Below are 17,974 nucleotides of genomic sequence, written 5' to 3' on the forward strand. Positions count from 1 at the left end.
CGCGACAGGAGAGATACTAACCTGGTGAACCTAAACAAACGCTGAATTAGGTGAATTATTCACCGGGAAACGTAAATTTACGCCGATACTGGCCAGGTGTAAGCGCAATGTGTTGTTGAAAATGATGACGCATGGACGCGGTGTTATTAAAACCTGCATGACCCGCAATGGTTTCAATGCGCATTGTCGACTGCGTTAATAACGTTTTTGCCCGGTCTAAACGCGCCTGCAAAATCCAGCGGGCCGGTGTTGTCCCGGTTGATTCTGCAAAACGCCGTAAAAATGTTCTGGGACTCATGCCTGCGCGTGACGCAAGTGAAGCAACAGTGTGATTGAAGCCCAGGTTCTGATGAAGATAATCGAACAGTTGTCCCAGTGTCTGGCTCTCACGCGAACGGGCGACAGGGCCTGATACCTGCTGAGTCTGCGCCCCATCGCGATGAGGCTGTACCACCAGTCTTCGCGCCACGTTATTGGCAATTTCCCGACCAAAGTCTTCCCGCACAATATGCAAACATAAGTCGATCCCTGCGGCACTTCCCGCAGACGTCATTACATTGCCTTCGTCGTAATAAAGCACATCTTCCAGTACATCAATTTGCGGGTAACGCTGCTGGAGTTGTTCGGTGTAGCGCCAATGGGTCGTCGCTTTACGTCCATTAAGCAACCCGGCGGCCGCCAACACGAAGACACCAGAGCAGATAGACACAATGCGACAGCCTCGTTGATGTGCCTGTTGCAACGCGTCACATAGTGCGTCCGGCACGGGCATATCAGCGCCGCGCCAGCCGGGCACCACAATGGTATTGGCCTGTGCTAAGAGTTCAAGGCCACCTTCGGTCATGATGCGGATCCCGCCCGTTGCTTGCAGAGTGCCTACATCTACTCCTGCAACGGCGAAGCAGTACCAGTTCTCTCCCAGCTCGGGTCTGGGCAAACCGAAAATTTCCACCGCCACGCCAAATTCAAATGTACAAAGGCCGTCATAAGCCAGAACAACAACCTGATGAGGCGGTCGGGAGGATCCTGAAATTGTCATTATTTTGCGGTTTTCTGTCATGACGCTATGCAGTCAGCGGGTGGGGTATTCATTACAGTAGTGTTAACACAAACACGGAGAAAACACGATGAGCACAGTAACCGACTTTCCAGCCGCATCACCTGAAGAAGCCGTAGGTCATTTTATGCGCCGTTTGAGCGTGGAGACGGATTGCGCTGATGTGCACTACGCCCTTAATCATGAAGAGCAGGATTTTGTCCTGCTCCATGTGGTCGGCAGCCCGGAGGCGTTTGCCCGCAGGCATGTGCCCGGCGCGTTACATCTGCCGCATCGCGAAATGACGGAGCCGCGTATGGCCGAGTGGCCAAGAGATACCGTTTTCGTTGTCTATTGTGCTGGACCACACTGTAACGGTGCAGACCGTGCGGCGCTCAAGCTGGCCCGGATGGGGTTGGCGGTTAAAATCATGCTGGGCGGGATAACGGGTTGGGAGGATGAAGGGTTCACTTTCGCAACAAGTTGAATTTTTTTCATGATACGTGAAAAAATCTCGGTTGCCCGAATGCTGTTGTCATGACATTTTAACTGGACATTTAGCCGTCCAGATGGCTAAAAATTCAAATAATGAACTATCACGTCAGGCAACTATTTGGCCTGGCGTGCAAGGAGAAGACCATGCAACGCCAACAGGCCCCGTATCGCGCTGACGTCGTCGGCAGTTTTTTACGCCCGGACAGCATCAAACTTGCTCGCCAGCAGTTTGCTCAAGGGGAAATCAACGCCGCACAGCTTCGAGCAGTGGAAGATGCCGCCATCAAGGAAGTGGTGCAGGCGCAGTGCGATTGCGGGTTGCATGTGGTGACCGATGGGGAATTCCGTCGCGCATGGTGGCATTTTGATTTCTTTGACGGTCTGCAGGGTGTTGAGCGCTACGAATCCGAACAAGGCATTCAGTTCAACGGCGTGCAAACCAAAGCACATAGCGTCCGCGTGACCGGCAAACTGGGCTTCGGCTCTCATCCGATGCTGGACGATTTTCGTTACCTGAAAAGCATCAGTGGTAATGCCCAACCGAAGATGACCATTCCCAGCCCGAGCGTGCTGCACTTCCGTGGTGGGCGCAAAGGCATTGATGCCAATGTTTACCCGGATCTGGATGTCTATTTCGACGACCTGGCAACCACCTGGCGCGATGCGATTCATGCGTTCTATGAAGCCGGTTGCCGCTATCTGCAACTTGATGACACCGTCTGGGCGTACCTCTGCTCCGACGAGCAGCGTCGTCAGATTGCCGAACGCGGTGAAGATGCCGATGAGCTGGCGCGCATTTATGCCCGCGTGCTGAATAAAGCGCTGGAAGGTAAACCGGATGACCTGACCATCGGTCTGCACGTCTGTCGCGGCAACTTCCGTTCAACCTGGATTTCCGAAGGTGGCTACGAGCCGGTCGCTGAAGTGCTGTTTGGCACCGTCAACGTCGATGCATTCTTCCTTGAATACGACAATGACCGTTCTGGCGATTTCGCGCCGTTACGCTTTGTACGTCCTGGCAAGCAGCAGGTTGTGCTGGGGCTGATCACCACCAAAAATGGTGAGCTGGAAAACCCTGAGGGCATCAAAGCGCGTCTGCAGGAAGCAGCACAATATGTGGATCTCAGCCAGATTTGCCTGAGCCCGCAGTGTGGTTTTGCCTCAACGGAAGAGGGCAATTCCCTGACACCTGCGCAGCAATGGGATAAAGTACGCCTCGTGACCCAAATTGCAGAGCAGGTCTGGTAAGCCAGACGCACTGAGTTGACCCATTTTTAAACGGACATGCAGGGGAGATCCTGCCTGTCCGTTTTGTCGTTCCCTGGTCACGCGGACACATAAACATAATAAGGACCAGAGCAATGAAAGAATTCTCATCGTTGGGGAGCGTGCAGTGAGTCCTCAGCGCGCGTTACATTCGGCTTCATTTCGCAATCTCTTTTCTGCCCGCCTGCTGACCGTACTGGGTAACGGCATTGCGCCTATCGCACTGGCGTTCGCAGTGCTGGATATTGGCGGCTCGGCTGCCGATCTCGGCATCGTGGTGGCGGCCCGTTCGTTGTTCAACGTTGCTTTCTTGCTGCTGGGTGGCGTCCTGGCGGACAGGTATTCGCGCAGTCTGGTGATGGTTTCGTCTTCACTTGCTGCTGCCGTTTCGCAAGGTGTTGTGGCGTGGGTGGTGCTCGATGGCAGTGCGACCATTCCGTTGCTTGCTGTGCTGGGCGCACTGAACGGTGCCGCTGCCGGTATTGCCCTGCCTGCCTCGTCGGCTATGGTGCCGCAAACGGTGCCGGTGCATAACCTGCGCGAAGCCAATGCGCTCATTCAGTTAGGGGTATACGGCGGTACCGTGATCGGTGCTTCTATGGGGGGACTCTTGACCAGTGCGATCGGTCCTGGATGGGGGCTGGCGATTGATGCGCTGGGCTTTGCCGCCGCCGCACCGCTCTACCAACGCATTCGGGTGAATGCGATGCTCACCGAAAAATCGACCTCCAATATACTGCAGGACCTACGAGATGGCTGGAAAGAGTTCATTGCCCGCAGTTGGGTCTGGGCGATTGTGGCGCAATTCACTATCATTAATGCGGCCTTCAGCGGGGTGGTCATGGTACTCGGCCCGATTGTGGCAGACAGCACCTTTGGACGCACCGGCTGGGGCTTTATCGTCGCGGCACAAAGCATAGGTCTGATCGTCGGGTCGTTGATTGCATTGCGCTGGCGACCCCGGCGTGACCTGCTGGTGGGCGTGATTCTGGTGGCGTTATGCGCTATTCCGATGGTGATCCTCGGCTTTTACCCGTCAACGCCGTTACTGATGGTGGCTTTCTTTATGGCGGGATTAGGCTTCGGGCAGTTTGGTGTGGTCTGGGCGCAGTCGCTGCAAACGCATATTCCGGCGCAAAAACTGGCGCGCGTCTATGCCTACGATGCGATGGGCTCGTTCGTTGCTATCCCGGTGGGGGAAATAGCCGCCGGGCCACTGGCACTTCAGTTTGGTAGCCCGACGGTTCTGCTTGCCTGTGCCCTTGCGGTGGTGCTGGCTACACTGGTGACAAGCTGGACACCGTCCATCCGCCAGCTGGACAACCGCGTCCAGCTGCGGACACATCCTTAAACCGGCTCGCTTTTAGGCACTTGCATCTGACCGAGTGGTTTTGCCTGGATGCCGCGAACCATCGCGAGCCAGGCAAAGAAGGTCACCAGTATCATGATGACAAACAGCGACCACCCCGGCATCGACGACAGAATAATTCCGGTCATCATCGGGTTCATTGCCGCGCCTAACCAGCCCAGCGCCTGTGCGGAGAAGTAGCTCGCTTTCATCCCAGGAGGCGCGATGTTGTCGATCAGCATGTATTCACCCGGTGCGTAGATGATTTCACCGACGGTGAAAATGGCGGCAGAGACGCCCCAGAACCACAGGTTATTGCCTGATAACATAAAGCCGACCAGCCCCAGGATAAAGCAGACCGTCCCGGCTCCCATCAGTGGACGCAGATTGGTAGCGGTCAGTCGACGTCCGACTGCGTACTGTAACGTAACCACCATAGCGGCGTTGACTGGCAGCACAACCGCGACTACCTTTTCCGCGAATTCATTATCTGCAACTGACATCAGGTACTGAGAGATGCAGGACGCAAAGGAGCCGGCAACAAAGGACGCCAGAAAACCGGAGAAGGTAAACCAACGCAGCGCACGGTCTCGCAGAAGCACCGACGGTGACCAGGCGACACTATTTTCTTCACTGGCTTTAACCGTAATGCGCTGAACGAACATCTGAATGACCACCACTGGAATAGCCGAACAAGTGGCCGCCAGCAGGAAGGGGAAATTCAGGTTATACATCACCAGCAGCGTCCCCAGCGGAGGACCGACCGTCCAGCCAATGTTGATCACGCTGTAGTTGAGCGAGAAAATTTTTGCCTTCGCCGTTGCCCCCAGTGAATCAGAAAAATAGGCCTTCAGCACGGTGGAAAACACCGAATAGGCACAGTTAATGATGGCGAAAAAGAGCACCACCAGTCCTGCGTGATCCACGGCCGGAATCGCACCAAACCCAATCAAAAACGCCGACACTGCCAGCACCATATAGCGTTTTTTATCGAACTTATCGGCAAGAATGCCAAAGCCTAAGCTGAACACCACGCCGATGGTCAGCGCAATCGTCAGCGCATAGCCCACCTGCTCAACGCTCATACCATACTGGCGATTGAGGTAGATAGTCATAAACGGCAACGTAGCGCCACGACCTATGGTTAAAAGTAAAGATGACGCGAGTAATGCGGCGATGGACCGCTGTTGTGATGAGATCATTTTCCTGCCCGACATATGCTTGTTGTTATATTTTTTTGTGATGACTAACAGCAATAACATGCATAAAGCGTGATGCACAATGGTTGTTTTGTGCAGAAATGCCAAAACTGACCTGCCAATATTAATGATCTGTCTCTGGACTGATTTTTGCGTTAACGTAAATTCTTTACAAAAGTTGAACAAAGACAGAGGCGATGAATGACGCGTAAAGATGGGTTGCTGGCACTTTTAGTGGTCGTAGTCTGGGGCCTGAATTTTGTGGTGATTAAAGTCGGGTTACATAACATGCCGCCGTTGATGCTGGCGGGACTGCGTTTCGTGCTGGTAGCGTTCCCGGCTTTACTGTTCGTTGCGCGTCCAAAAGTGCCGTTGAGGTTGTTGCTCGGTTACGGTTTAACCATCAGCTTCGGGCAGTTCGCGTTTCTGTTTACCGCCATCAAATTTGGCATGCCCGCAGGGTTGGCGTCCCTGGTGCTGCAGGCACAGGCTTTCTTCACGATTATTCTTGGGGCGGGGATATTTGGCGAGCGGTTACAGGCCAAACAGGTCGCCGGGATAACCCTTGCGGTTGTTGGCGTGATGGTACTGATTGAGTCGAGCCTTAACGGTCAGCATGTCCCTCTGCTGGGCTTCATCCTTACGCTGTCAGGGGCCTTCTGCTGGGCTTGCGGAAACATCTTCAACAAAAAAATCATGCAGCATGAATCACGTCCTGCAGTGATGTCGCTGGTGGTCTGGAGCGCGTTGATACCCATTATTCCGTTTATGGTTGCCTCGCTGATCTTCGACGGTCCGGCACCGATGCTGCAGAGTCTGGTCTCTATTGACCTGACAACGATCCTGTCACTGGTTTATCTGTCGCTGGGAGCCACGATTGTAGGTTACGGCATCTGGGGCACGTTGCTCGGGCGTTATGAAACCTGGCGTGTTGCGCCGTTGTCGCTGCTGGTTCCGGTGGTGGGGTTAGCCAGCGCCGCGCTGCTACTGGGCGAGTCCATGACGCTTTTGCAATTACTCGGTGCGGTACTGGTAATGGCGGGGTTGTACATTAACGTGTTTGGTTTTCGTCTTCGTCGCCAGGTGGCGGTAAAGTCATAAAAAAAGCCCCGCATATGCGGGGCAAACACGGTCAGGTGCGCGTATTGTAATACGGCACACCTAACTCGTCGGATTTATCACTGCCGGCACCCATATGGTTAAAGTCGAACGGTGACTGGTCGTGGGCAGTGGGCATCACCATCACATCACGAATATTTTGCTGTGCGGGGTGAGCGAATTGCTCCGCATAACTCTGGCCAGAAAACAGCACCATAAGGGTGATGGCGGCACAGGTAATACGTTTCATGATTTCCTCGATACGTCTTAAAGCAGGCGAATTAGTAGCTACAGTTATTAATGGGGAACAAATACCGGTTCTCACCGGGAATGTTAGTCACACGATATTTATGCGGCGGTACGTCAAAGTAATTTTTGAACGTACGGGTCAGGGTCTGTTGCGATTCAAACCCATAGCGCTCCGCAAGATACAGGATCGGTTCATTACTTTCTTTCAGCTTTTGTGCGATTTCAGTCAGCTTGCGGCTGCGGATGTATTGACCGAGCGAATGGCCGGTTTCTTTTTTGAACATCCGTTGCAGGTGCCATTTCGAATAACCTGAACGTTCTGAGACGCGCTCAAGCGACATCGGAGATTCCAGGTTCTCTTCAATCCAGCCCAAAATGCTATGAATAGTGATGGCGTCAGTATTGCGTCTGGACATCGTCATACCTCTTTGTTTTACGGCAAGACTTTCTTGAGAAGGTACTCAAGAGTTGCCACTTCGTCTGCCGATAAGTTTTTTGTTAATTCCTGGTGCAGGTCTTGCCCTACTAATTCGTGACATTGCTCAATCAGCGCTTTGCCCTCGGTGGTTAATTGCACCAGGACGCCACGCTTATCGTGCGGATTCGGATTACGTTCGATCCAGCCTTTACAGACGAGCCTGTCCAGCATGCGCGTCAATGCGCCCAGATCGACTGACAGTACTTTCTTTAATTCAACCGGCGTGATGCAGACCTGACAGCGGATAGAGCAAAGCACCTTAAATTGCGTTGCTGTGATATCGAACGGTGACAGGTAGTCATTCAGTAAGCGGTCTTTTTTCTGGTTAACCATATGGATCAAGCGACCAAGTGGAATGATTTCGTTAAACAGATCACTTGTGCTTTTCACAATGGTTGCCCCGGCAAGTAGATTAATCACGGCAGATATTATTGCTCAGGCAAGTATAAGTCAACTGAATGAATTAGCTTATGCCACGAATTGCTAAAGTACGCTGAAAGACGATTGTCATGGTGACTATGTCCATGAAATTTCTTACAAAAAGTAACGAATCGTAAAGCGGTATGCCGCAGGGGCAAGGATGCAGATATACTTGCCGGTACGATGTTTTTGCAGGAGTGCTCTGTTAAATGATGGATTTATTTAAAGCAATTGGCCTGGGATTGGTGGTGTTGCTGCCACTGGCGAACCCCCTGACCACCGTCGCGTTGTTCCTGGGGCTTGCGGGGAACATGAACAGCGCGCAGCGTAATCAGCAGTCGAAAATGGCGTCTATCTATGTGTTCGCCATTATGATGGTGGCTTACTATGCGGGTCAGGTGGTGATGAACACCTTTGGAATATCGATTCCTGGCCTGCGTATTGCCGGCGGCCTGATCGTGGCGTTTATCGGTTTTCGCATGCTGTTCCCGCCGCAAAAAGCGCACGAAGCACCGGAAGTGAAAACTAAATCGGAAGAGCTGGAAGAAGAACCCACGGCGAACATTGCCTTCGTGCCACTGGCGATGCCGAGTACGGCGGGTCCCGGAACCATTGCGATGATCATCAGTTCGGCCGCCACCATTCGTGATGGTTCGACCTTCCCGGAGTGGGTTGTCTGGGTTGCGCCTCCGCTGGTTTTCGCTGCTGTTTCGCTGATTTTATGGGGCTGTTTGCGCAGTTCTGGCGCCATTATGCGCCTGGTAGGTAAGGGCGGTATTGAGGCGATTTCTCGCCTGATGGGCTTTTTGCTGGTCTGTATGGGCGTGCAATTTATTATCAATGGCGTGCTGGAAATTATCACCCATTTCCCGGCGACACATTAATGGGTTGCGTGGCCAGGATTGTATTGGTACTGCTAATGAGCGTTTTGGCGGGGTGTCAGCAGCCACGCAGCAGTCAACCGCCGCTCGGTCAAGACAGCTTTGCCCGGTATCAGCAGCAAACCCGTGACTGGGTTGCCAGCCACCGGGCGTTCCAGACGCTGGATAAAACCACCGAACTGCAATGGAATACCCCGCAGGAGTGGCGGCCTGAAGGCAAACCCTCACGCGGTATCCTGCTGATTCACGGTCTGGGTGATGCGCCTGGGTCGTTTACGGATATTGCGCCTGAGCTGGTGAAACAGGGATTTCTGGTGCGCACCGTGTTGTTACCCGGTCACGGCACACGTCCGGCCGATATGCTGCATGTCAGCGTCGACCAGTGGCGTCAGGTGGTGAGCGAACAAGCTGCCATTATGGGTAAAGACGTGAGCGAAGTCTGGCTCGGTGGCTTCTCCACCGGCGGTAACCTGGCACTGGAATATGCCATGCAGCACCCGCAGATACAGGGGTTATTGCTCTTTTCGCCTGCCATTAAATCCAGCACTGGTTATGATTTTCTGGCCCCGGTAGCCGCCGTGTTTCGCGACTGGCTTCGCCCGCCAAGCGCGGTATTCCCGCAGCAAATCGCCACCCGTTATTTGCGTGTTCCCACGAATGGATTTGCCCAGTTTTACCGCACCAGCGCTTCAGCGCAGCATCTTATTGCCCGTGAAACCTTCGATAAACCAGTGTTAATTGTACTCAGTGAGCATGATTCGGTACTCGATACGGCCTGGATCCTCGACCATTTCGACCGCACCTTTACCCATCCGGCAAGCCGTGTGATCTGGTACGGTGCACCGCGTGCTGAGGTGTCTAACGTTTCACGTGTGCGTGTTAAACCCGATTTCCTGCCCGATGAGCGCATCAGCCAGTTCTCGCACATGTCCGTGCTTTTTTCCCCGCGCAATTCGCTGTACGGACGCAAAGGCAGCGTGCTGCTTTGCGCCAACGGGCAATCCGACGCGGCGACGCAGCGCTGCCTGAAAGGGGAAGAGGTCTGGTATTCCGACTGGGGGCTGGTGGAAAAAGACAAGGTGCATGCCCGGCTGACCTGGAACCCGTGGTTCGACTGGCAGACGCAGGTGATGAAAGAGGTGGTGTCTGGAAGTTAACGGAGGTCGTGGGCCGGAGAAAGGCTCCCCGGCCTGACACATCTATTACATATGATGCGGCTGCTGGTTATCTTCCAGCGAAACTGGCCAGCGGCGGAAAATAATCACCGACCACACCAGCGCGGCCACAGCAGGGATCGCACCTGCATAGCCAATGGCTGACATTGACCACTGCAGGCTTATCTGATTACCCACAAGTGCACCCGCACCAATCCCGATATTGAAAATACCCGAGAACAGCGCCATGGCCACGTCTGTCGCATCCGGTGCCAGTGCCAGCACTTTGACCTGCATGCCAAGGCCGATAATCATGATCGCCACGCCCCAGAACACGCTCAGAATGACGAGATGTTGTTCGCTGCCTGCCGCTGAGCGCAGGAAGAGCAGGGAGAGCACCAGCAGCCCGATTGCGCCGCTAATAAGCGCAGAGGCGTGTTTGTTGCCGAGTTTACCAAACAGCACGCTGCCAACAATGCCCGCACCACCAAGCACCAGTAGCAGTACCGTTGCGAAGTTGCCGCTAAAGCCAGCGACATCGCGTACGAATGGCTCGATGTAGCTATAGGCAGTGTAATGCGCAGTCACCACAACCACGGTCAGCAGATAAATGCTTAACAACGCCGGGCGACGGAACAGTTCAGGGAGGCTGCGCAGTGAGCCGGAATGTTCGCTCGGCAGTTTTGGCAGCAGCTTGATAAGACAGACCAGTGTCACCAGTGCGCCAAAACCAATCGCGAAGAAAGTGGTGCGCCAGCCGAAGTACTGCCCGACAACACGACCAATCGGAATGCCAAGTACCATCGCCAGTGCCGTACCAGTCGCAATCAGGCTCAGCGCCTGCGCACGTTTGCCCGCAGGGGCCAGACGAATGGCCAGAGAGGCGGTAATCGACCAGAAAATCGCATGGGCAAAGGCAATCCCGATGCGGCTAATCACCAGTACGTTGAAGCTCCATGCCAGGAACGAGAGCACATGGCTACCGATAAACAGGACGAAGAGGGCTATCAGCAGTTTGCGTCGCTCAACTTTGCTGGTGAGCAACATAAACGGCAGCGACATCAGTGCCACAACCCAGGCATAGATGGTCAGCATGATGCCTACCTGCGGCGTTTCCATATCAAAACTTTGCGCAATGTCCGACAGCAGCCCCACAGGCACGAACTCAGTGGTATTAAAAATGAACGCAGCGACGGCAAGCGTAACCACCCGAAGCCACGCGACTTTCCGTGAAACCAGTTGTGTTGTCATAGTGTTTTGGGATTCGTAGCAGGAGAAGAAATTAGTGCGATCTTAGATCTATTTCTGCGCAAAATACAAACTTTTTGTGACGAATGTCTCAATTTTAATTGGGTATGAAAAATGTCGATTGAATGTGGTAGAAATACAGGTGAAAAACAAAAGGAAAACAAGAGGAAACGCTATGCATACAATCGACTTTTACATGGTAGATGCTTTTAGTGACCGCACCTTTGGCGGTAACGCAGCAGCCGTCTGCCCGCTGACCGAGTGGCTGCCTGACGAGCAGTTGCTGAAGATGGCCCAGCAGCACAACCAGTCTGAAACGGCTTTTTTTGTTCGCAACGACACCGGTTATGAACTGCGCTGGTTTACGACCCAACATGAAATTAACTTGTGCGGCCATGCAACCCTGGCGGCTGCGCACGTTATTTTTGAGTATCTCGACTTCCCTGATACCCAAATTCAGTTCGCTACCCGTTTTGTCGGCCCGCTGTCAGTGACCCGTAAAGGTGACTGGCTGACGCTTGATTTCCCGGCATGGGGAACCGAAACGGTGGATGTACCGCCGGCACTGCTGTTCGAGACTTTGGGTATCGACAGCGCCAAAGAAGTCCGCGTGGCACGTGATTACATGGTAGTACTGGAAAATCAGCAACAGGTCGAAGCCATTACGCCAGATATCGCAGGCATGATCCCGCTGGGTAAAATGGTTTGCATCACCGCACCTGGCGACAATGACGATTTTGTCAGCCGTTTCTTCTGCCCGGGCGAAGCGGTTGCGGAAGACCCCGTGACCGGCTCCGCGCATAGCATGTTGATTCCGTACTGGGGCGATAAGCTGGGCAAGAACGTGATGCAGGCGCGCCAGGTTTCTGCCCGCGGTGGTGATTTGCGCTGCGAATGGCGAGGTGACAGGGTGCTGATTGGCGGTCAGGCCACCACCTATTTGATTGGTAAGGTGTATCTGCGGGATTAAGACAAAAAAGGGTGACGCAATGTCACCTTTTCCGTCTCTACAATACGGCACCTTACTTCAACGACGCCCCACCACACATCACCAGCTCCTGGCCAGTGATTGCCGCCGCATCTGCCGACAACACAAACCCCACCAGTGCCGCCACTTCTCGCGGTTCGATCAACCGTCCGATAGGCGGCATATTTGGCGGCGAGCTTGCGCGACCTGGCGCATTGAGCATCGGGGTTTGCGTCGCACCCGGTGCGACCACATTGGCGGTAATACCGCGTGGAGCGAGTTCCGCCGCCCAACTGCGTACCATCCCTACCAGGGCGGCCTTGGTCGCCACATACTGTGAACGCCCGGCCGCACCCCTAGAGGTGCGGCTGCCAATAATCACAATGCGTCCGCCGTGTGTCATCTGAGGGGCGAAATGGTTGACCAGCGTCTCAGCGGCCAGCACATGCAGTTGCCACAACCGCTGACTGACATCCGCAGTTATCTCACCCAATGGTGCGGCAGCCATCATTCCCGCCGCGTGAACCACTGCGTCAGGCACTGGCAGAGTGGTCAGCGTTTCAGCCAGAGCAGCACTGTCGCTCAAGTCCACGCAGACGCTCTCAAACGCGGGGGTATCTCGCACCACCTTCGAGCGGCTTAGCCCCGTCACACGCCAGCCTTGTTCGAGCAACCAACTGACAATCGCTTCGCCAATACCTGAACTGGCCCCGGTTACTACCGCATGTGGCATCTTTATTCCTCCAGCAGGGCGCGAGGCACTTTGAATACCGCTTTGCGCACGGTTAACGGCTCAGCGGCAGCACACAACGCCTGATGTGGCTCGCCCGGCAGAAATACAGCAAAGTCGCCTGCCTGTAACAGCATGCTGACCGGCAGTTCCGCCGTGGTGGTAATAAACAGGTCCGGCTTACGTTCCTCATCCGTTGTCTGCGTCTCAAACTGAGACCCGGCGTAGATGATCTCTTCGCCGTCCAGCAATACCTGGATGTCCGCCCACTGGTGGTGATACTCGGTATGGCGCTGCTCACGATACTGCGTGTTGGCCGGACCGACGCTGCAGAACCACTGAGCACCTGGTAACTGAAAGCGTCCGTCGTCCCGTGCCTGCAAAGCTGCCAGAGAACACTCCGGCAGATCGAGAATGTCACGCAACGCGCGGGGTAACCCTGCCTGCGGCAGGGCGTTGAGGTGACCCACAATCATCGGTTACTCCTTTACCCACGCAGGTGATACACGAACGTATTTGATCGCCTGGCGGAAGTAAGTGTAAGCAATGTGCAGCGTGCCGTCGGCGCTCTGCTTGATGCTCGGGTAGGAGAACTCACGATTGAGTTTTTCCTGCGAGTTGTTGGTCATGCAGTAACCGTCACCTTCATCAAGATGACGCTGCCACGGCCAGCTTTTACCGCCATCCGGCGAAATCGCTACGGTCATGGGCGCACGCGGTGCCCCCCAGAAGGCGCTGCGGCCACCGGTAACTTCCGGCTCTTTACGTCCGTCACCGTCGTCGATTTCATCGTACAGAGATGCACGGCGTTCCAGCGCACCTGCGGCACTCATAAAGTTGAAGACCAGTGCCAGGTTACCGTCTGCAAGTGTGGTGACCTGAATGGACGAGTTATTATTAGGCAGGGTGGTCGGTTCAGGAACAGACCAGCTTTCGCCGCCATCGGTCGACTGGCTGTAATAGATGTTATCTGCCCAGCGGCTGCGGAACAGGGCCACCAGATTGCCATTTTTCAGCGCGGTGATGTTCATGTGCACGCATCCCAGGCTTTCCGGGACTTCAACATCACGCCAGGTTTTACCCTGATCCGCGGAGATTTTCACCGCGCTGATGTCGTCATTCCCGACCCATTTTTCACCCGGCTGGGTGCGGCAATAAAACACCGGCAGCAGCCAGTTGCCGTTCTCCAGTACGGTGACCGGCTGGCGAATAAAGGTGCCGGGTTTATCCAGCAGGGTGGCAATCTCCCCCCAGCTCTGACCCAGGTCCTGAGACTGACGAAAACGCACAATGGCGGTGTCCTGGTTGCCGGAAAGCTGTGCGGTCCACATCAACCACAACACATTATCCGGTGCGAGGAACAGCACCGGGTTCTGCTCGGAGCGGGTCGCATCGTCTGACAACTTAACGGCATCACTCCAGCGGTCGCTGCCTGGTGTGAGGCGCGAGCCCCACACGGAAATATCCGCTACGCCTTCCTGTGTGCCACCGAACCAGACGCACATCAGCGAGCCATCTGGCAGCGGCTGAATGTTGGCTGCATGGTTTTGCGGGCAGGGTGACGGCAGCATAGCGCTTTGTACCTGTGTGTCTTCCTGCTGACGAATTACACCATCACGATTAACGGTAACGGACATATCAAACTCCACTATTTTGAATGGGTGTTGGCGCTTTTGCGTGCTCTTTGTTCGGGATCAGGCGGTCGAGCACCATGATCACCGCAGGCGTAATCAGCGCGATATACATGTTGTTAATACCAAACGGGTCGCCCAGCACATACCAGAGAGAAGTCACGACGCAGGCGCCAATCAGGCCGGCATTTGCACCACGGGTGCTCTTGAAGAACGGCGCGTAGAAGGCGATGACGGCAACAACGGTAATAGACAGACGAATCGCACGGGTAAAGAAAGAGAGCTTCAGCACTTCCGGCACGAACAGCACCAGCACCAGCGGCAGGAAACCGATGAACAGGGATAACCAGCGGGTGGCTTTAAACTCTTGTTCCGGCGTCGGATTACGGTAAGGCACGTAGAAATCTTTTACGACAAGCGAGGCGATAGCCAATGCAACGGTACTCACGCTCACGAAGATGGAAGCAACAAGTGACGTTGTCACTAAACCGGCAATCCATGGGTTCATATCCTGCAGGAAGACCGGCATCGCGTACAGGCTGTTGATTTCCGGGTGCAGGTACTTCGCCGCCACACCGATGATGGCAATCGCCAGAGAAATCGGCAGGCAGAACCAGAATGCAATCCAGGTGGAACGCTTCGCGGTCTTCACATCTTTGGTGGAACAAATCGCCTGAATCACGAACTGGGTACAGAAAATAGAACCAATGGTGCCAATCAGCCACGCGAAGATGGTGCTCGGGCCGAAGTTACCGTCCCAGGTCCAGTAGAAGTGCGGCATCTCTTTGATCATCGGCGTAAAACCGCCGGTTTTGGACAGTGCAAAGCCCATGATGATCAGGATACCGAAGTATTTCAGGGCACTGTGCAGCAGGGTCACCCAGGCGACACCTTTCATGCCGCCGTAAGCGAAGTAGAAGGTACTGACGATTGCGGTGATAAAGGCCGCAATCGGCAGACTCACTTTCAGCACGGTGGCAATGGCCGCGGCACCGCTGACGTAGTTACCTACGTTTACCAGCAGCAGGGCGTAGATCATGATGATAGAGATAATATTTTTGGTGCTGTTGCCGTACTTCTCAGCAATCGCGCCAGAAATGGTGATTTTACCGGTGTTATAAATACGTTTGACCAGCAATAACCCGAACAGTGGGAAGCCAATGGCTGCACCGAGAACGGACCATGATGCGGCAATCCCGCCTTCGAACGCGGCCTGTGCGGTACCGATGGTGGATTTTGCGCCGATGTATTCAGACATCAACAAGATCCCAACGAGGAAGGCCGGCATGGCACGGGAACCTTCCATAAAATCGCCGGAGTTTTTACTGCGTAAACGGAATGTAAGCCAGGTGGTAAAGACGATATAGGCAATCACTATACCGACGATGATTAGGGTATCTTGTGAAGTAAAAGTGTTCATCTTTGCCTCTCTTCAGGGCGTGTGAATTCTGGGCACCTGAGGTGCCCTATATTGTTATACCCGTCATCATTCATGTTGCAGATGCGTTGGCTACACTCGCTCACCCGAATCACTTACCTGAGTAAGCTCATCGGGATGAACTCGTTTGCCGCCTGCCTGCAACGCGAATTATTTAGGGTAACTATTAAAAAATTGCGCCTTAGTGCAGGTACTGGGTCACTATCTGGCGAATTTGCTGTTGTTGTTCTTCGCTGAACGTGACGGCGTAACGGCTTGCGCCGACGTCATATCCCATGATTTGCAGGGCTTTTTTCACCGCTGCAGGTGAGAACCCGACGCTGTACAGGTCGGTACGCAGGCCAGTGACGTTTTCCTGAGCCTGGCGGGAGCCCTCGATATCTCCCGCTTTAAAGCGCGCCCAGATGGTGTTGATCTCTTTCGGCGCAACGTTAGCCAGACCCGAAATGCAGGCCGAGCAACCGTCAACAAAGCCCTGGTGAATCAGAGAATCCGGGCCGTTAAGGACATCAAAGTTTTCAATCTCTTTCACCGCATTCAGATAACCGCTCAGGCTCTCATAGCTGCCTGCGCTGTCCTTAATGCCGATGATGTTCGGGTGTGAGGCAAGTGTGCGAACGGTTTGGGGTTCAAGGGTGTTCCCGGTGCGGGCAGGAATGTTGTACAGAAATACCGGTACGCTGAGGGCATCGGCGATGGCGGTATAATGGGTAATTAATTCGTTTTGTTTTAACGGCACAAAATAAGGGGTGATGACCGAGACGGCGTCGACGCCCAGTTTTTCAATCTGTTTTCCCAGACGAATGGTTTCACGCGTAGAAATCTCACCAATGTGCGCAACCACGTTAGCGCGACCTGACACCTGCTTAACGCAGGTTTCGGTGACAGCGATTTTTTCCTGCTCATTCAGCACGAAGAACTCACCGTTGGTACCGCCGCAGAAAATACCGTTCCCGGCGTTAAGCTGGCGATCGATCTGTTGTTTTAGCGACTCAAGGTGCAGTGCACCTTCCTCATCAAAAGGCGTGACGATCGCCGTCAACACGCCCTCAATTTTCTTGCTCATTACAGCCTCTCCTTGAATCATTATTTAAACAGTGTCTGATAAATCGCCTGCACATCGTCGTGGTTCACGGTGCAAGGGGCGTTGTTCATTAAGCGTTTGACGTTCAGCGCAGCGTCGGCAAGTAACGGGATGTCGGCACGCGGTACACCCAGGCTTTCCAGGTTATCCGGCAGATTCAGGCGTTTAACGAGATCGGCAAAGAACTGCACCAGCGCGTGGGATTTCTCTTCATCATTCAGTGAGGTATCCGCACCTGGCACCAGATCCCAGACCTGGGCAAATTTCTCAACCGCGTATGGGCGAACCACTTGCATGCACGGTGCCAGCAGAATGGCGTTCGCCACACCGTGCGGCAGGTGGTATTTCCCGCCGAGCGGATAAGAGAGCGCGTGGACCAAATGTGTGCCCGCATGGGTGATCGCCGCACCGCCGTAGTAAGAAGCCCACAGCATTTCGAGACGGGCGACCAGGTTATGTGGCTCATTCACTGCGGTTTCGATGTTGTGCAGCAGTTTGCGCAGTCCGGTCAGGGCAACGTTATCGCTAACCGGGTTGGCGATGGTGGCGGTAAAGCACTCAATCAGGTGGCACAGGGCGTCAATCCCGGTCGATGAGGCAATATGCGCAGGCATACTGGTCGTCAGTTCGGGCAACAGAGCGACATAATCCGGTAACAACACGGGGGAGATGATGCCAATTTTGGTGTCCTGTTCTTGAATCGCCAGAATCGCATTCGGTGTGGCTTCTGAGCCGGTGCCCGCCGTAGCTGGGATGAGTAAAGAGGCAATACGTTCAACCGGTTTAACGCCTTCAAGCAGCGCATCGAGACCCGGTGAACGCGGGTGATGCAGCACGGACAACAGTTTGGTGACATCCAGCACGCTACCGCCGCCGATCCCGACAATTAGATCAAAAGTACTTACCGGGGCATTGGCCATAATCTTCGCCACGTCATGCTGGCTCGGTTCTGGCGGCACATTGTCGATAATCTCTACCTGGCGACCATCGGCTGCCAGCAGCGCGAGGATCTGCTGCGTGGCGGCAAGCTTGATGACATTGGTGTCGCTGACCAGTAAGAGATTTTTCTTGCCTGCAAGTAGCGGTGCCAGGGCGGGAATCGCCCCTGCGCCGCTAATAAGGGTGCTGTTAATCGTAACCACAACGTTCTCCTGTCTTTCTATGTGGTGATTGAACTTAATCATCAATTTCAACCACGGTCACTGTATGGGCTAAATTTATAATTTATTCGCAAATTAAATAAGTTGATCTT

The 17,974-nt window shown here is 54.2% G+C and carries 19 protein-coding genes; 7 read left to right on the forward strand and 12 right to left on the reverse strand.

The window, feature by feature from the left end; translation table 11 throughout:
* Positions 1–55: 55 nt before the first annotated feature.
* A complete protein-coding gene (gene ftrA, locus AC5JPW_RS25905) occupies positions 56–1,060 on the reverse strand; it encodes a transcriptional regulator FtrA (RefSeq protein ID WP_494244393.1) in 1,005 nt (334 codons plus the stop codon).
* 67 nt (positions 1,061–1,127) lie between these two features.
* Here ftrA and AC5JPW_RS25910 point away from each other — a divergent pair, with 67 nt between their 5' ends.
* The 3 genes from AC5JPW_RS25910 to AC5JPW_RS25920 all read left to right on the forward strand — a co-directional run bounded on the left by AC5JPW_RS25910 (position 1,128) and on the right by AC5JPW_RS25920 (position 4,148).
* Positions 1,128–1,523, forward strand: coding sequence for a rhodanese-like domain-containing protein (locus tag AC5JPW_RS25910; RefSeq protein ID WP_494244395.1), 396 nt, complete (start codon positions 1,128–1,130; stop codon positions 1,521–1,523).
* Between the two features lie 152 nt (positions 1,524–1,675).
* Positions 1,676–2,779 carry a cobalamin-independent methionine synthase II family protein gene (locus AC5JPW_RS25915; RefSeq protein ID WP_494244396.1) on the forward strand — a complete coding sequence of 368 codons (1,104 nt, stop codon included), beginning with the start codon at positions 1,676–1,678 and terminating at the stop codon, positions 2,777–2,779.
* Between the two features lie 145 nt (positions 2,780–2,924).
* Complete coding sequence (locus AC5JPW_RS25920; protein ID WP_494244398.1) at positions 2,925–4,148, forward strand: MFS transporter; 1,224 nt, start codon at positions 2,925–2,927, stop codon at positions 4,146–4,148.
* Here AC5JPW_RS25920 and ydeE read toward each other — a convergent pair.
* On the reverse strand, positions 4,145–5,347 hold the full coding sequence (ydeE, locus tag AC5JPW_RS25925; protein WP_494244399.1) for an efflux MFS transporter YdeE: 1,203 nt from the start codon (positions 5,345–5,347) through the stop codon (positions 4,145–4,147). The two genes, AC5JPW_RS25920 and ydeE, sit on opposite strands and share 4 nt — an antisense overlap.
* A gap of 198 nt (positions 5,348–5,545) precedes the next feature.
* Between ydeE and eamA the strand changes: the two genes are divergently transcribed.
* Entirely contained in the window at positions 5,546–6,445 is a 900-nt protein-coding gene (gene eamA / locus AC5JPW_RS25930; protein ID WP_494244401.1) for an O-acetylserine/cysteine exporter, read from the forward strand.
* Positions 6,446–6,476: 31 nt separating this feature from the next.
* On the opposite strand, the gene marB is transcribed toward eamA, so the two are convergent.
* Genes marB through marR form a run of 3 tightly spaced genes read right to left on the reverse strand, consistent with a single transcriptional unit; the run spans position 6,477 to position 7,559 of the window.
* Positions 6,477–6,692, reverse strand: coding sequence for a multiple antibiotic resistance protein MarB (gene marB, locus AC5JPW_RS25935; RefSeq protein WP_458043017.1), 216 nt, complete (start codon positions 6,690–6,692; stop codon positions 6,477–6,479).
* A gap of 31 nt (positions 6,693–6,723) precedes the next feature.
* Positions 6,724–7,107 (reverse strand): MDR efflux pump AcrAB transcriptional activator MarA, encoded by a 384-nt coding sequence (gene marA / locus AC5JPW_RS25940; protein ID WP_437434031.1) that lies wholly within the window; start codon positions 7,105–7,107, stop codon positions 6,724–6,726.
* Positions 7,108–7,124: 17 nt separating this feature from the next.
* The gene (gene marR, locus AC5JPW_RS25945; RefSeq protein WP_494244402.1) at positions 7,125–7,559 is read right to left on the reverse strand and encodes a multiple antibiotic resistance transcriptional regulator MarR; all 435 of its coding nucleotides are present in this window, start codon (positions 7,557–7,559) and stop codon (positions 7,125–7,127) included.
* A 239-nt stretch (positions 7,560–7,798) separates the two neighbouring features.
* Here marR and AC5JPW_RS25950 point away from each other — a divergent pair, with 239 nt between their 5' ends.
* On the forward strand, positions 7,799–8,473 hold the full coding sequence (locus tag AC5JPW_RS25950; RefSeq protein ID WP_494244404.1) for a MarC family NAAT transporter: 675 nt from the start codon (positions 7,799–7,801) through the stop codon (positions 8,471–8,473).
* Positions 8,474–8,508: 35 nt separating this feature from the next.
* Complete coding sequence (locus AC5JPW_RS25955) at positions 8,509–9,627, forward strand: alpha/beta hydrolase (RefSeq protein WP_494244406.1); 1,119 nt, start codon at positions 8,509–8,511, stop codon at positions 9,625–9,627.
* Positions 9,628–9,672: 45 nt separating this feature from the next.
* On the opposite strand, the gene AC5JPW_RS25960 is transcribed toward AC5JPW_RS25955, so the two are convergent.
* Entirely contained in the window at positions 9,673–10,875 is a 1,203-nt protein-coding gene (locus AC5JPW_RS25960; RefSeq protein WP_494244407.1) for a sugar transporter, read from the reverse strand.
* Positions 10,876–11,047: 172 nt separating this feature from the next.
* Here AC5JPW_RS25960 and AC5JPW_RS25965 point away from each other — a divergent pair, with 172 nt between their 5' ends.
* A complete protein-coding gene (locus tag AC5JPW_RS25965; RefSeq protein ID WP_494244409.1) occupies positions 11,048–11,842 on the forward strand; it encodes a PhzF family phenazine biosynthesis protein in 795 nt (264 codons plus the stop codon).
* Between the two features lie 52 nt (positions 11,843–11,894).
* On the opposite strand, the gene AC5JPW_RS25970 is transcribed toward AC5JPW_RS25965, so the two are convergent.
* From AC5JPW_RS25970 to AC5JPW_RS25995, 6 genes are all read right to left on the reverse strand, one after another.
* On the reverse strand, positions 11,895–12,572 hold the full coding sequence (locus tag AC5JPW_RS25970; protein WP_494244410.1) for an SDR family NAD(P)-dependent oxidoreductase: 678 nt from the start codon (positions 12,570–12,572) through the stop codon (positions 11,895–11,897).
* Positions 12,573–12,574: 2 nt separating this feature from the next.
* Positions 12,575–13,045 carry a NanQ anomerase/TabA/YiaL family protein gene (locus AC5JPW_RS25975; RefSeq protein WP_494244412.1) on the reverse strand — a complete coding sequence of 157 codons (471 nt, stop codon included), beginning with the start codon at positions 13,043–13,045 and terminating at the stop codon, positions 12,575–12,577.
* Positions 13,046–13,048: 3 nt separating this feature from the next.
* The gene (locus AC5JPW_RS25980; RefSeq protein WP_494244414.1) at positions 13,049–14,206 is read right to left on the reverse strand and encodes a sialidase family protein; all 1,158 of its coding nucleotides are present in this window, start codon (positions 14,204–14,206) and stop codon (positions 13,049–13,051) included.
* A gap of 1 nt (position 14,207) precedes the next feature.
* Positions 14,208–15,620: a sodium:solute symporter family protein gene (locus AC5JPW_RS25985; RefSeq protein ID WP_494244416.1), complete on the reverse strand. Its 1,413-nt coding sequence runs from the start codon at positions 15,618–15,620 to the stop codon at positions 14,208–14,210.
* A gap of 199 nt (positions 15,621–15,819) precedes the next feature.
* Positions 15,820–16,704: a dihydrodipicolinate synthase family protein gene (locus tag AC5JPW_RS25990; protein WP_494244417.1), complete on the reverse strand. Its 885-nt coding sequence runs from the start codon at positions 16,702–16,704 to the stop codon at positions 15,820–15,822.
* A 20-nt stretch (positions 16,705–16,724) separates the two neighbouring features.
* A complete protein-coding gene (locus AC5JPW_RS25995; RefSeq protein WP_494244419.1) occupies positions 16,725–17,864 on the reverse strand; it encodes an iron-containing alcohol dehydrogenase in 1,140 nt (379 codons plus the stop codon).
* Positions 17,865–17,974 lie beyond the last annotated feature (110 nt).

Source organism: Phytobacter sp., from assembly GCF_059074235.1.

Excerpts from the sequence above, each read along its gene's own strand:
- ftrA (WP_494244393.1), bottom strand. The coding sequence starts at position 1,060 with ATGACAGAAAACCGCAAAATAATGACAATTTCAGGATCCTCCCGACCG.
- AC5JPW_RS25910 (WP_494244395.1), top strand. The coding sequence starts at position 1,128 with ATGAGCACAGTAACCGACTTTCCAGCCGCATCACCTGAAGAAGCCGTA.
- AC5JPW_RS25915 (WP_494244396.1), top strand. The coding sequence starts at position 1,676 with ATGCAACGCCAACAGGCCCCGTATCGCGCTGACGTCGTCGGCAGTTTT.
- ydeE (WP_494244399.1), bottom strand. The coding sequence starts at position 5,347 with ATGATCTCATCACAACAGCGGTCCATCGCCGCATTACTCGCGTCATCT.
- eamA (WP_494244401.1), top strand. The coding sequence starts at position 5,546 with ATGACGCGTAAAGATGGGTTGCTGGCACTTTTAGTGGTCGTAGTCTGG.
- marB (WP_458043017.1), bottom strand. The coding sequence starts at position 6,692 with ATGAAACGTATTACCTGTGCCGCCATCACCCTTATGGTGCTGTTTTCT.
- marA (WP_437434031.1), bottom strand. The coding sequence starts at position 7,107 with ATGTCCAGACGCAATACTGACGCCATCACTATTCATAGCATTTTGGGC.
- AC5JPW_RS25950 (WP_494244404.1), top strand. The coding sequence starts at position 7,799 with ATGATGGATTTATTTAAAGCAATTGGCCTGGGATTGGTGGTGTTGCTG.
- AC5JPW_RS25955 (WP_494244406.1), top strand. The coding sequence starts at position 8,509 with ATGAGCGTTTTGGCGGGGTGTCAGCAGCCACGCAGCAGTCAACCGCCG.
- AC5JPW_RS25960 (WP_494244407.1), bottom strand. The coding sequence starts at position 10,875 with ATGACAACACAACTGGTTTCACGGAAAGTCGCGTGGCTTCGGGTGGTT.
- AC5JPW_RS25965 (WP_494244409.1), top strand. The coding sequence starts at position 11,048 with ATGCATACAATCGACTTTTACATGGTAGATGCTTTTAGTGACCGCACC.
- AC5JPW_RS25970 (WP_494244410.1), bottom strand. The coding sequence starts at position 12,572 with ATGCCACATGCGGTAGTAACCGGGGCCAGTTCAGGTATTGGCGAAGCG.
- AC5JPW_RS25975 (WP_494244412.1), bottom strand. The coding sequence starts at position 13,045 with ATGATTGTGGGTCACCTCAACGCCCTGCCGCAGGCAGGGTTACCCCGC.
- AC5JPW_RS25980 (WP_494244414.1), bottom strand. The coding sequence starts at position 14,206 with ATGTCCGTTACCGTTAATCGTGATGGTGTAATTCGTCAGCAGGAAGAC.
- AC5JPW_RS25985 (WP_494244416.1), bottom strand. The coding sequence starts at position 15,620 with ATGAACACTTTTACTTCACAAGATACCCTAATCATCGTCGGTATAGTG.
- AC5JPW_RS25990 (WP_494244417.1), bottom strand. The coding sequence starts at position 16,704 with ATGAGCAAGAAAATTGAGGGCGTGTTGACGGCGATCGTCACGCCTTTT.